The organism is Nocardiopsis flavescens, from assembly GCF_900141985.1.
GTDB classification, from domain to species: Bacteria; Actinomycetota; Actinomycetes; order Streptosporangiales; family Streptosporangiaceae; genus Nocardiopsis; species Nocardiopsis flavescens.
Map to the genome: position 1 here is coordinate 56291 of NZ_FQZK01000004.1, position 13942 is coordinate 70232.

Genomic DNA, 13942 nt, shown 5'->3' on the forward strand with positions numbered 1-13942 from the left:
CGCCAGGCCCCGGGGTCCGCTGGTCCCCGGGGCCGAAGTCGTCATCCGTCATCATGTGCCGGAGCGGTGCAGGTTGTTCACCCATGCGTCCGACAGCCGGACCCACTCGCCCAGCGCCGCCTGGTAGGGCACGGCGACCCCGCCCAGGCGGGGTTCGCGCGCGGGGTCGTCCTGCGGGCAGAGCATCCACAGCCCTCGTCCGCCCTGCCGGGACACCTCGGCCAACCGGTGCAGGGCGTCCATCGCGTCGTAACGGGCGAACACCCCGGTGTCGGTCATCAACACCGGGGGCACAGCCGCACCCGTCCCCGAATCCAACAGCTCGCGCAGCCTCGGCTCGACCCGGCCCCACGCGGTGGTCGCGTACTCGGCGAACCTGCGCGCCGCGTTGGAGCCCGCCGGAGCGGCGTCCGCCTTGAGGATCGTCTCCCAGCTCGGCTTGGGCTTGGGGTCCACCAGCGCGTGCAAAGCCTCAAGGAACAGACCCGTGACGGAGACCTCCTCGGCCGCGAACCGGCCGCCGGCCTCCGACAGCTCCGCCACCGCCAGCGGACTCAGCCCGGTGCGCACGGTCAGCACCCGGAACCCGTCGCGCCGTGCGGAGGCGGCCAGGTGTTCCTCCGCGGCGGCGGCGTCCGCGATCTGCGGGTCGTCGGCGTAGCGGGTGAACGCGCCGACGCGCGTGCTGCGGCGCCGACCGCCCATGCTCCTGTAGCTGGACTCCGCCGACTCCTTCGGCGGAAGGTAGCGCCGGGTTCCGGTGTTCTCGCGCGTGGCCAGCACCAGATCGAACCCGGCGTCCTTCAACGCCTTGGTGAGCGGCCCGTCGAAGGGCAGCTCCCGGTGCCCGCGGGCGTCCACCAGGTCCGGGAACCGGGCCCGCACCCGCTCGTGGATCTCGCCCGGGGGCAGGCCGGGCTGGTCCGCCCACGGCAGGCCGTGGATCTCCCGCACCAGACCGGCCTGGGACAGGCGCAGAGCCCTCACCAGCGACAGGTCGCGCGGGTAGATCTCCAGGCGCGGGGTCACCGCCGCGTTGGTGGAGGCGGCGGCGGCCATCTCCACCAGGCGTCGCTCGTTCCACTCCACCCTGCCCGGGGGCGGTTCCACCGCGCCCAGTTCCGCAAGCACGGTGGCCGTGGTGGGCAGGGTGTCCTGTTTGCCCAGCCGGTCGGCGGCCCGTCCCAGACGCATCGCGTAGTCGAGCAACCCCGGCGCGGACGGGGTATCGGGGGCCTCGTCCTCCCCGACTTCCAGGGCCAGCAGGCCCGCGCTCATGTCCGCGTCCTCGGCCTTGCGGTTGGCCTGGTGCTGGAAGGCCGCCTCCTCCGGTACGAGCTGTTCCACCTCGACCACGGCACGCACGGCGGCGAGTGCCAGCGCCCTGCGCCGCTCGCGTCCCCGCAAACGGGTACCGCGGCGGACGATCAGCGCGTCGGCGATCTCGGCCACGGAGGCGGCCCGGCCCCGCTCCCGGAGAAGTTCGAGGATCTCCTCGCGCAGGACCTGGACGGCCGGCAGCGCCTTCCAGCGCTTGCGCTGTTCCTTGACGGCCAGGGAGATGCTGGCCGGGTTGAGATCGACGGCCTCGGCGACGTCCTTCTGCCGGGGCCAGGCACTGATCCGGGGCAGTGCGCCCTGCTCATCGGGGAGCCGCAGCAACAGGCGGACGGCCTCCACCGTGTTCGCGTTGGAGCCGTTGTTGTTGCGCTTGGGCACGAACAGGGTGGCCAGCGCGTCGAGGCTGACCGAGCGCAGCGCCTCCCCCGGCAGCACCCCGGAGCCGTCGTGCTCCACCAGGCGGTCGGTGAGCGCCGACTCCAGGTCGCTTCCCAGCTCCTCGGCCGCCTGCCTGCGGCCCTCCGGGGTGAGCGGGGAGTCCGCGGCCGGACGCAGGCGTTCGCCCCACTCGCGCTGGCGGCGCTGGATCTCACCGCGTGTCTTGGCCCCCATGCCCGGTGCGTTGAGGAACTTGCGCTGGCTGTGCTCGAGGAGTTCGCCGACGGTGGTGATGCCCAGGTCGTACAGGGCGGACTCGGCCGTCGGGCTCAGGCCGGCGGTCGAGAGATGGGTCTCCCGGGTGGCCGCCCCCGCCAGTTCATCCCGCTGCTGCTCGGTTGTCAGGGGTTCGGCGTCGGGGACCACCGACACCGGCTCAGCCCCGTCCCCGGCCGGTGCGGTGCCGCCGGTGGTCGGTGCGGCCGCCGTTGTGGGGTGGGCGGTGGTCGGGTGCCCCGAGGACGGCCTGTTCTGCGCGTCCAGGAAGATCTTGCGCCACCGGTCCCGCATGGGCTTGAGGTCGCCGAACCGCTGCGCGGCATCGCGGTGCAGGGCCTTGCGGAAGAACTTCTCCAGACCCTCGCGGACCGCCGGGTCGAAGGCTTCGGCGGCGATCTGCGGGTACGGCCACTCCTCGGCATCGGTCTGTACCGGAACGACCGTGCCGTCTCCCCAGCGGGGCAGCTCGCCCGAGGCCATCTCGTGCAGGGTGACCGCGATGGCGTAGCGCTCGGCGTAGTTGTCGTAGACCGAGCGCTTGAGCCCGCCGATGAACGGGTCGAGGTAGCCGTCAGTGCCCGCCTCGACGGTCTTGGCCGGGTATCCGGCCAGGGAGAAGTCGATCAGGACCAGTTCCCGGGTGCGGTTGGTGCGCACCCGGATGGCGATGTTGTCCGGCTTGATGTCGCGGTGCCAGATCCCCTCGCTCTCCAGGGAGTCCACCGCGCCGAACAGGTAGTCGCCGTAGGCGTACAGCTGGTCTACCTTCATCCGCCCGCTCTCGCGGAGCTGGCGGGCCACGGTCTCCTCACGGCGGCGCGGTGTGCCCCGGGAAGAGCCGCGTTCCTCGTCCGTGCGCTCATCGCCCACGTACTCCAGTGCCAGAACGGTGCGTCCACCGATGGTCAGGGGTTCCGGCTCGACCAAGCGGATAATGCCCTGGTGGACGCGCAGGGTGCTCAGGATCTCGGCCTCACGGACCAGGATCTCTCCGCGGCTGTCGGACAGTGACACCTTGAGGACGGCCAGGGGGCGGGCCCCCTTCACCTCGGGATCCACCGTGAGGTCGCGAACCAGGAGGGCACGGCTCGTGGAGCCGGTCCCCAACTGGCGCTGGACCTCCCAGCGACCGGCGAGGACATCGCCCGGAGACGCTTCCAACGGGTCCTGGCCCGGGTCGTCCACTGGGGCCTCGGAGGCGGGGGCGGTCAGGGAGTCCTCGACGCACTCCAGCATCTCCAGGAACTCATCAACGCTGGAGAGCCTCTGCTCGGGGTGGTAGGCGGTAGCCGCCTGTACCAGTTCGTCGATGTCCTGGGAGAGGCCGTCCACGACGGCGCTCGGACGCAGCCCCTCGCCCGCCTCCAGCCGAGCGAGCAGCTCGGCCTGGCTCTCGGCGGGGGGACGTCCTGTGGCCAACAGGTAGACCAGCACTCCGAGGCCGTAGACGTCCAGGTAGACCGGGTCCGGACGGCTGGCGCTCAATTCGGGTGCGAGGTAGGCGTCGGCCCTGTCGGAGACGTGTCCCAAGGACAGCGAAGTCGGTGCCAAGCGCCGGGTGCCGTCGCGTTCGCTGTGGCGGACGGCGACCTGCCAGTCGGAGATCCGCAGACCGGGGGCGAGCCAGCGCGCGTCCTCCCCGCCATGTCGGGCCGACCCCGGGAGTACGTGCACCGCGTGGGCGGAGAGCGTGCGGTGGTGGATGCGCCGGGAGTGCGCCGAGCGCACGGTCTCGGCGAGCTGGCGCACCAGCGACATCCGGGTGAGGATGTCGAGCCTGTCGCCGTACCGGATGAGGTACTCCTCCAGGCTCAGGGTCCGGGGGTCGTGCTCGAAGATCAGGGCGGGGCCGGAGCGGTGACCGGAGGGATCGTACTGTTTGAAGCGGACGACTCCCGGGTGCCGGAAGCGGTTGAGCACCGCGGACTCGCGACGGGCCGCGTTCTCCACCGACTTCCGCACCGCGGCACTGGCGCCGCGTTCGACGAGATAGACCCGCACGCGCACCTGCTCGTCCAGATCCGTGTGGCGCGCGATGTGGTCGACCCAGGTGGGGCCGGTGTCGAAGGGCTTGCGGTCCAGCAGGTAGGGCCCCACCTTGTACTGGGCGTCACTGCGGTGGATGCCGACCTGCTTCAGGCCGGTGGCGACCTGGGTGGCCTGGGGGCCGGTGATCCGGCGTTTGGCATCGTAGGGAGGGCGTTGGAGCATCTCCAACAGCCCGTCGATGAAGTAGAGGCCGTTCTGGTCGTTGGAGGGCAGCCGCAGGCGAACCGATGAGTCGGTGAAACACACCGATCCGGTCACGTAGACGTTCCGCACTCCCTGGTGCTTCAGGAGTCCGGCGAGTTCCCTGGCTTTCTTCTCCACCAGGTGGCGGGGATTGCCGTGGACCTCCCGGCTGCCGTTCGGCCGGGTTTGCACCCAGCTGCCGTACTCAGTGGTGACGCTACCGTGCCAGTTCTTCAGCTCGACCATGTGCAGGCCGCTGGGAGACAACACCAGCAGGTCCACCTCGCGCACGTGGCCGCTGTTGGCAGTGAAGGTGAAGTTCGACCACGCACGCCAGACACCGGTGTCCGGGAGCCTCTCCCGGATGGCCTGCAGTCCGCGGTGCTCGTGGTCGAAGTCCGACTCGGTGACGGTCGTCCACCGGCCTTCGCGCATGCGCCGCTCCGTCTCGTCACCTCAGGGGCGCGGGAGGGACCGCGCCCGCAGAACATCCTAGAGGGGGAGGCTATCGGAGCAGTACGTCGTTCCAGAAAGGCCAAGAGTCCCGAACCGGACGCCTGTCTATAGGAACGACCGCGACCGAACCCGACCGCCCCGCGCACGGGCAGAAGCACGTGGGGAAGGCCTGCCACCCCTTGCTACCCCTTCTTCTTCCGACCTCGCCCCTTCTTGTTCTTGGGCGGTTCCTTCTGGAAACGCTCCGCGATCTCCCCCAGACTCTTCGCTTCGAGTTGGCGGATCCGTTCACGAGTCACTCCGAACTCGTGTCCGATCGCGTCCAGCGTCCAGGGTTCCTCTCCGTCAAAGCCCATCCGCAGTTCGAGGATCCTCCGCTCCCGCTCGGTGAGCGGGTCCAGCAGGCCACGGATCTGTGCGCGCCACGCTCGGTCGACCACCTCCTCCTCCGGAGAGGGGTGTGCGTTCCGGGGATCCCCGGCGACCAGGTCCATGAGCGGCGTGTCACCGCGGATCGTACGGTCCAGCGAGTCCACCCGGGTGCTGATCCGACGCAGGTCGAGGACCTTGTCCACACTGAGTCCGCTCGCCATCGCGATATCGGCCGGACGGAGAGGACGCCCTTCGACTTCGAGCTTGCGCTCGGCCTTCACCACCTTGGCCAGCTGTTCGTGCACGTGGATCGGGAAGCGGATCGGCCCGGCGTCGTCCTTGGTCTGCCGGTCGATCTTCTGGCGGATCCACCACATCGCATAGGTGGAGAACTTGTTCCCCAGCCTCCCGTCGAATTTCACCACGGCATGCATCAGCCCCTCCATGCCGTAGTGGGCGATGTCATCATGGTCAAACCCCTCGATCGTCCGCGTCCTGGCCTCACTGTGCACGAGCCTGGTGTTGTGCAGGAAGAAGGTCTCGTAGGCCCTACGGCGCTCGTCGGTGAGGGCGAGGGCGGCCAGGTCCTGCTCCGTGGGCTGGACATCCGGAGAATTCACGCCACGGATCAGGTAGAACAGGCCGAGTTCTTCCTGGGCCGTGAGCAGCTCACGGTCCACGCGAGCGATTTTCCGGTCCCGTTCCATCCGCCTCCGCGCGGCGTTGACGGCCGCTGCCACTCCAGAAGACGACGACTGCGGCACGGTGTCCGGCGGCTCCGACACGGTCGGCACCTGAACCGACTGGGACTTCTCGATAGCACGGGGCGCGGGGACGGCATCGATAACGTCCGGCTCCGGCCCGACGAGGACGACGCCCCGGGCCTTCAGCAATCGGACCAGTTCCCGGGTGCCACCAAGACCACACATCCGTGCAATCCCGGCGAGGACAGTCCGGGAGAGCGCACCAGAATGGACGTACCGACGCGCCAGTGGTATCACCATCGCTAGGTCGGGGTCAGATGAATCCCGTTCCACACTGGTAACGGAAGCCTTGTTTCCGGTGGCGATGAGAACGCCCTTCCCACGCAGAGAGGAAACGATTCTTTTCTTCTTCTCACCCTTGATGCCCGCCTTCTCGAACTCGCGTTCGAGCAAGCTCGCATCGACGGATCCACCGACGATGAGCTTCTGGATACGCTCCGCCAGGACTTCCCAACGGTCGGGGGTCGAGCGACCACTCCCGACCTTTCCTTCAGCATGTGACCTCATGCCCCCAAGAATGACACCGACCCCTGACATAATGCACCCGGAGACCACATCAGAAAAATGTTCAGCACACCGTGACCACGCGTGACAGAAAAGAACCATTGATCGATAACGCCGTGTATCAGCCGGACCGCCGCAGTGTTCGAAACGACCTCACCGACGCGCTCAGACTCCAGTTGGTCGGCCCCCTGAGCGGCCCCGACGAGATCCTGGCCGACCCACCGGACCGACGGTATTTGATGGGAACGCTGTACCCACAGGAATCGAACCTGTGCGAACACGTGCTCGAAGCCTCGGCGGACGACCATGAAAACGGCGTGGACGACCCCGCAGGCGAGGAGTCCGCCTTCGCGGAGAGCCGGGTGGAGGACTCCGACCAGTGGCTGCCCTCCTCCGTGGGCCTGTCCCTGTTCACCGATGCCCAGACCCTGCGCATCACCTGCCGGGCCGCCCGCTATCGAACCGACCGAACGGAGAAGGGACGCAGGTGGGCGCGAATCCCGCTACCGGAGACCATGTTGGAGATGGGACCGGACCAGAACGAACATCCCCTGTGGGAAGGGCGTGCGATCGTCCGGGTGCGGCGGCGACCGCACGCCGGGGCCCGGCTGCTCACCATCACTCTGGTCAACGGCCATACCCAGGACGCCTCCCGCTCCGGGATCGGCAAATCCGTCCGCAGTGACTGGGAGCACATGCTCTTCCAGGTAGAGCTCCACGTCGAACCCGTGGACGGTACCCTCCTCGAATACCCCGGGGTACGCCTGAACAGCAGTGACCCGGAGGAAGAAGAGCTGCGGTTGCAGTACCGGCATGTGCTCACCTACGCGGTGGGACACGGGTGCGCGGTCCATGAGGAATGGGGCGATCCGCCCCCGCACGACGGTCCGCCCCCACGGATCCGGACCGAGATCATGCCCACCGAAGAGGTCCCACGTGTGGGGCACGGCGGGGACAACGGCTCACCGGCGCTCCACCTGTCCTGGGCATCCTCGACCGACACCGATCCCAGAGAGCTCCAACGTGAACTCCTCGGCTTCGTCGGCCACTATCAGGAGTGGTACGAAGAGCAGACCCGGCAAGCCGGCCTGCTCCCCGCCTGGGCCGACCAGCCGAAAGCGCGGATCCTCGGCCGCGTTCGCCGCGCTGTGGAACGCATGGAGGAAGGCGTCCGCGACCTGTGCACGGACCCGCACGCCCTGTCGGCGTTCCGGTTGGCCAACCAAGCCATGGAATTGCAAATGCGCCACAGCGAGAAGGAACGCGCCGGGGAGAAACGGCACCGGGACGAGCCGCTTCCTCCCGAAGCCGACCCGGGCAAGGTCCGCTCGTGGCGCCCGTTCCAGCTCGGCTTCTTCCTGTTGACGGTCTCCGGACTGATCGACACCGACAAGCCGGACCGGGAGACCGTGGATCTGATCTGGTTCCCGACAGGCGGCGGCAAGACCGAGGCGTACCTGCTCCTATCCTGTTTCGAGATGGTGCTCCGGCGACTACGGCACGGGGCCCGCGGCGGGGGTACGGCCGTCGTGAGCCGCTACACCCTGAGCCTGCTCACCACCCAGCAGTTCCAGCGTGCCGCCACCAGTGTGTGCGCACTGGAATTTCTCAGGCTCCATCCGCAAGAAAGGTGCGAACAGGGCCTGGACCTGGGAGAGGAATCGTTTTCCCTCGGGTTGTGGACGGGGATGGCGACCACACCCAACACCTACCAGGCGGCGGACGAGAAGGCCCAGGACCTGCGCTCCTCCGCTGCGCCGGATGATGTGTTCATCCTGGACCGCTGCCCCTGGTGCGGAACACGCATCGTCCCCGAACGCAAATCCTTCGACCCAGGCGATTACGGGCTGCGGACCACACCCTCCTCCTTCTCCTTCCGCTGTCCGCGCCAGGACTGTTCCTTCCACAAAGAACTGCCTGTGCGGGTCATCGACGACCACCTTTACGAGCAGCCGCCCACCCTGCTCCTGGGCACAGTGGACAAGTTCGCCCGATTGGCGTGGGAACCCTACGCGGGAAGGCTGTTCGGCTTCGATCCGCCCGGGGGCGAGGAGCGGTTGCGTCCCTCCCTGATCCTGCAGGACGAACTGCACCTGTTGACCGGGCCACTGGGCACCACCGTCGGACTGTACGAGTCCGCTGTGATCGAACTGTGCGCATGGGATGGGGTGCCGCCCAAGATCATCGCCTCCACCGCGACGATCCGCCGCTCGCAGGAACAGGTACGCAGGCTGTACGGGCGGAGCGTACAGTTGTTCCCCCCTTCCGGCCTGGACGCGCGCCACTCCCACTTCGCGAAGGTCGACCCCGTTTCCCCTGGACGCCTGTACGTGGGGGTGATGGCTCAAGGGCACCCGGCGGGCCGCGCCACGGTCTCGACCGCGGCGGCGGTGCTGCACACCGTGAACAAGCTCCCCGAAGCACACCGGGACGACTACTGGACCCTGGTCGCGTACCACCACAGCCTTCGCGAGCTGGGACGCACTCTCAGCGCCGCCCGCGATGACATCCCCGCCCTACTCAAAGGGATGTCCTCGGACGACGAGGGTGTCCGGGAGCTGCCGGAGGCATCGATCCAGGAGCTGACCAGCAACCTGGACCGTCGTGACCAGCCCCGGGTCCTGGCCAGGCTGGAGCAGTCCTGGCCCTCGGCCTCGGCCATCTCCTTCCTGGCGTGCACCAACATGCTCTCGGTCGGCGTCGACGTGAGCCGCCTGGCCCTGATGCTCATGCTCGGACAGCCCAAGGCGGCGGCTGAGTACATCCAGGCCACCAGTCGAGTGGGGCGTTCCCGGGTTCCCGGGCTCGTGGTCGCCTTCTTCAACTCGAACAAGCCGCGAGACCGATCGCACTATGAGGGTTTCGGAGTGTTCCACCGGTCCCTGTACCGGCACGTGGAACCCGCGACGGTGACCCCCTGGTCCCTTCCCTCACGGCGGCGTGCTCTGCACGCCGTGCTCGCCATCCTGGTTCGGCACGGTCACGACGCCGCCGCCCCCACGGGTGCAGGTCTGGTGTCGGAGCGCCCCGAAGCGGTGGAGGACGCCGCTCGCCGCGTCCTCTCCTGGGTGCGGCGGTCCGATCCTTCGGCCTACCTCGCAACGGAGAGCGACCTACACGACCTGATCACGGACTGGCGGACCGAAGCGGCTACGGCGGCGGCTTCGGGGGGACTCCTGTACTGGAACGGGAGCGGCCGCAACCGGCACCACCTCCTGACCGGGTTCGGAACGGATAAAGGGCTATGGCCGACGCTGAACTCGGTCCGCTCCGTCGATTTCGAATGCCAGCTCAAGGTGGAGGGACCCCGATGACCAACCGCAAACTCCGTGTGCGCCAGGCGCAGACCATCGTGCCGTTCGGGGTCGGGGCCATCCTGGAGACTCAAGGCGAGTCGTTCGTGGCCGCGGACACCGGTCGCTGGTATCTCGCCAAGTCCGAGGTCGTGGAGTCCCCTCGGCTGGCCGCGCGGCTGAAGGTGAGCGGATTCCGCTCAGCCCCCGCCGCCAAGAACGACTTCTTCGACAATGACAAGGCCGCCGGCGTGCCCTGTGTCCGCTTCCCGGAGTGGCTGTTCTGCGGGGCCTGTCGACGCATGGTGCGCTGGAACAACCTGCTGGAAAAGCCCGGCCACCCGCCCCTCTGCCCGTCCTGCCCCCGCAATCCGGCACTCGTCCCCATGCGCTTCGTACAGATCTGCCCACGTGGCCACATGGACGACGTGAACTGGCCCTGGTGGGCGCACAGCCGCCCCAAGGTCGCCGCCCAGCCCTGCGGAGGCAAAAACGAACACCTGTCGTTCCTGGTCGACGACACCTCCATGGGCCTTGAGGCCCTGCGGGTGCACTGCCGCCGGTGCGATTCCGGACGGGACCTGCTCAACCTGCTGGACCACAAGTCCACCCACTGCTCCGGCAAGCACCCCTGGAAACGCGGTAGCGCGGAGAACGTGTGCGAGGAGAAGGCCCTTGTGGTCCCCAGGAACGCGGGCAATCTCTACTACCCCGTCACCTGCTCTGCCCTGGACATCCCGGCACCGGAGGATTCCGGCGGGCCTCCCCTGGACCCCGCCGTCGTGGACAGGATCAGGGAGGAGCATCACCTCTGGCAAGCGTTCCTCTCCGCTGAAGGAGCAAAACGCCGAACGCTCGCATCCATGCTCGCGGACGATGCGAAAGTGACCGAGGAAGAGCTCTTCATCCTGGCCACGTACGAGACCGGGCAGGAGCTCCCCGTTGGGCGTGAAGGGTTCGCGGAGGCCTCCTCCCACGCCGAAGAACTGAGCCGCGAGGAGTGGGAAGCGCTGAACACCCGTGTCCCCATCACCGAAAAGAACCTGGTCACCCGCCCCCTCTCCTGGCCCGAGGGGCGGACCGCGGTCCAGGAATTGCTGCGGGAGAGGTTCGAGGTCACCGTGGCGGACCGGCTCCGCGAGGTGCGGACGCTTCTGGGGTTCTCCCGGGTGACACCGTCTCTCAATAGCCTGGTACCGGTCACGGGCGGTCCCCGGGCATCCTGGCTACCGGCGGTGGAAGTATTCGGGGAGGGCATCTTCTTGTCCTTCGACGAGGACCTCCTGGCCGCGTGGGAGGCCGAGCCCTCCATCCGTGAACGGGTCGCAGGAATCTCCTGGGAACTGGGACAGGCCTTTCAACAGGAACGCCTGCTCGGGGTGACCGGACCGAAACTGCTTCCGCGGATGCCGATGCTGCACACTTTCTCTCACCTGTTCATCCGGCAATTGGCTTTTGAAAGCGGATACGGGATCGCCTCACTCCAGGAGAGGATCTACGCCCGCCCCGGCGGCAGACGGCACCAGGCGGGTGTGCTCGTCTACACTTCTGCCGGAGACACTCAAGGAACCCTGGGCGGGCTCGCAGCCCAGGGGGCGCCCGAGCCTCTGGCCGAAACGGTCCTGCGTCTGTTGGAGAGCGGATCGTGGTGCTCCAACGACCCACTGTGCTCCGAACACGGGGCCCGGGGTCCGGCAGCCCTGAACCGAGCGGCCTGCCACGCCTGCACCCTGCTGCCCGAGACGAGCTGCGAGACCGGTAACACCCTGTTGGATCGGGTCCTGCTGATCGGCGGCAACGGGGTTCCGGGGTTCTTCCAGCCGGTGATCGAAGCGGCGCTGGACCGAGCCGCCCGGACCGCTCGGGGGCAGGCATGACGACACACCGCCCCCTGACCGTCACCGGTTACCTGGAACTCACCTCCGACCAGCGACGGCTGCTCGAAAGGCTCCCTTTCGAGGGTTCCCACCTAGTCCACGGGCCCGCCGGCAGCGGCAAGAGCGTCCTGGCCGTCCACCGGGCAGCAATGCTATCCCTCACCGGCACACCGGTGACCCTCCTTAGCAGGTCTAATACGTTGCGGCAGCAGGCGATGCGGTGGGGGTCGGAAATCGCTCCCGAAGTGGAGGTGATGACGTTCCACGCCTGGCTGAACGGGTTGTTCCGATCGGCCGAAGGTACCGCCGTTCCCGTTCCCGCAGGGGCGTCCTCCGAGTGGGAGATCGACTGGACCGGTGTACTGACGGGCTTGGCCGGGCACTCCTGCCCCGGCGCCCTGGTGGTCGACGAGGGACAGGACCTCCCACCCGCCTTCTACAGCCTGTGCACTCTCCTCCGAGTGCAGGTGACCGTGTTCGCGGACGAGAACCAGACCATCACCGACACCAACAGCACGCTGGCAGAGATCGAGAAAAAGTTGAAGGTATCGGCGATCCCCCTGGCGGGAAACCACCGGAACACCCGCCAGATCGCCGTGCTGGCCGACCACTTCCACAAGGCGGCGAAGACATCCGGTCCGAGACTCGCGGACGGACCCATGCCCACCCTGACCGCCCACCGCTCCTGGGAGGGGTTCGTCGATCAGGTCCGTGATCACCTGCGCACCCAGCCGAAGCAGACCACAGCGGTGGTGGTACAACGCACCCTCACCCAGAAGAAGCTCATGGAGCTCTTCGCCCGCCGGGGTGTCGCGGTCCAGGCGTACCTGGGGTCGGGGCATCCGAACCACCGTCGGCTGGATCCGGCGAGAGCCGGGGTGACCCTGCTGACGCGGACGAGCGCCAAGGGCCTGGAATTCGACTCGGTGTTCGTACCCGACACCCATGAGGACCGTGCGCACCCGGAGGACCCCGACCAGCGCTGCCTGTACTACATGCTCACCACACGGGCACGGTCATCGCTCGACCTGGGTTATCTCGGGGACCGGGAGCCCGATCATCTCCATGCGATCCCGGAGAGGTATCTCAAACGCAGGGCCTGGTGAAACCCGTCGTGGTCAAGCACGAGCAGTGCCCTGCGAAGGCGGCACTCGTGTCCGCATCATTCGTACGAGTCCGTCCGGTGAATAGGAGCGGGGCCGGGGGCGAGGAGAGACCGCCTTCTCGCGCCCGGACCCGGTCACCAGTACCGATCTCGCCAGAGGTGAACCGTCAGCGGTGAGCCATCACGGGGGCTCCAGGACTCGGGCAAGGGTCCGGAGGTCGGGGACTTCGGCGAGGCCGGTGAAGGAGGCGACCCAGTAGGTGCCGGTATAACTTCCTACCTGCAATTCTGATGCCTTCACCGCTTGATGCGCTGCGTAGTCGACATCATCTGACGCCGAGTAGTCGAGAAATCTTCGGACATGCCGGGAAAGATCTCGCCCTTTGGAGCTCAGATCATCAGACAGGAAACGTTGGGCGTCAACCATGTTCACATGGATAAGGCTGTCGATAAATTCTTGGGCAGCAGCCGGAGAATCACTGACCCGGACGGCGACGTCATCGTCCTCTCACGACTCACCCTCCCTGTCGAATGACGATGGATCGAGCACGTGACAGCGGAACGTATAGAAAGATCCCATCTCGCAGTCCAGGTATTCGGGCAGATCTTCAGGCCAGGGTTTGAAAACATCGCGTTCGCCCTCGGTCAGTTATGATCGTGCATGCTCTGCCTTTTTTCGGCTTTCCATGAACCTGACGGCGAGGTCCTCACACGGAGCGAACTCAAGCCGCAGCGCCACGCGCCCGACATTCTGCCCTAGGTCGTGCAAACTCATCAGTTCGACGACGCGACACCACTCCTCTTTCTCCACCTCCAGAAGCAGATCAAGCCGGATCCGTAGCAGTTCTCCTACAGTTTCGTCATCGATTTTCTTCACATTCTGGAAGAAGTCCCAGCAGTCCGAGTTGAAGTCGTAGAAGATGAGATCACTCTTTCACCTCCCAAAGAAGAAGCAGAAAACGTGGATCATCGAAGCCTTTCCGCTATTATTCGCCCCCACGAACACCGTTGCATCCTTGTCAAGGTCCACCTTGACCGAACGCAGCCTTCGAAAATTTTGTACGCGAACGGAAGAGATGCACACACTCGCCCAGAGGGAAGAGAAAGGACGACCACCGATGCCTTCCGCACCAGAGTAGTCACACACCGAAAAAGAGGCTGGGAATTCAGACCGGTGCACAAGAGAGTAGCCCATACCGTTCAGCAACTTGACTTTATCCGAAAAATTCCTCAGGGAAGTCCTGAGTGCGCTACTTCTCGAACTTTCCCGAGAAAGGAAGGTAAACCAAAAATCGACCTGCGCGTCTAGTATCAGCTCACCCGCTGGAGGGGCGGTATCTC

Annotated in this window: 7 protein-coding genes; 3 read left to right on the forward strand and 4 right to left on the reverse strand. The window is 66.8% G+C overall.

The annotated features are described in order from the left end of the window. Nucleotides 1-51: 51 nt before the first annotated feature. Together pglW and BUE45_RS09200 are read right to left on the reverse strand one after the other, a co-directional pair. On the reverse strand, nt 52-4665 hold the full coding sequence (pglW, locus tag BUE45_RS09195) for a BREX system serine/threonine kinase PglW (protein ID WP_073377662.1): 4614 nt from the start codon (nt 4663-4665) through the stop codon (nt 52-54). Nucleotides 4666-4868: 203 nt separating this feature from the next. Beyond that, nucleotides 4869-6329, reverse strand: a complete 1461-nt coding sequence (locus BUE45_RS09200; RefSeq protein ID WP_178378494.1) for a sigma-70 family RNA polymerase sigma factor — start codon at nt 6327-6329, stop codon at nt 4869-4871. 98 nt (nt 6330-6427) lie between these two features. On the opposite strand from BUE45_RS09200, the gene BUE45_RS09205 reads away from it, so the two are divergent. From BUE45_RS09205 to BUE45_RS09215, 3 genes are read left to right on the forward strand one after another with little or no spacing between them, the layout of a single operon-like run. Then, nucleotides 6428-9640, forward strand: a complete 3213-nt coding sequence (locus BUE45_RS09205) for a helicase-related protein (RefSeq protein ID WP_073377670.1) — start codon at nt 6428-6430, stop codon at nt 9638-9640. Next, on the forward strand, nt 9637-11496 hold the full coding sequence (gene drmB, locus BUE45_RS09210) for a DrmB family protein (RefSeq protein ID WP_073377674.1): 1860 nt from the start codon (nt 9637-9639) through the stop codon (nt 11494-11496). Before BUE45_RS09205 ends, drmB begins: the two co-directional genes overlap by 4 nt. Then, complete coding sequence (locus BUE45_RS09215; RefSeq protein WP_084737082.1) at nt 11493-12602, forward strand: DEAD/DEAH box helicase; 1110 nt, start codon at nt 11493-11495, stop codon at nt 12600-12602. The genes drmB and BUE45_RS09215 overlap by 4 nt, the downstream gene beginning before the upstream one ends. A 180-nt stretch (nt 12603-12782) precedes the next feature. Here BUE45_RS09215 and BUE45_RS31750 read toward each other — a convergent pair whose 3' ends face one another. Further along, the gene (locus tag BUE45_RS31750) at nt 12783-13028 is read right to left on the reverse strand and encodes a hypothetical protein (RefSeq protein WP_245832967.1); all 246 of its coding nucleotides are present in this window, start codon (nt 13026-13028) and stop codon (nt 12783-12785) included. A gap of 507 nt (nt 13029-13535) precedes the next feature. Beyond that, entirely contained in the window at nt 13536-13796 is a 261-nt protein-coding gene (locus BUE45_RS34070) for an AAA family ATPase (RefSeq protein ID WP_084737083.1), read from the reverse strand. Nucleotides 13797-13942 lie beyond the last annotated feature (146 nt).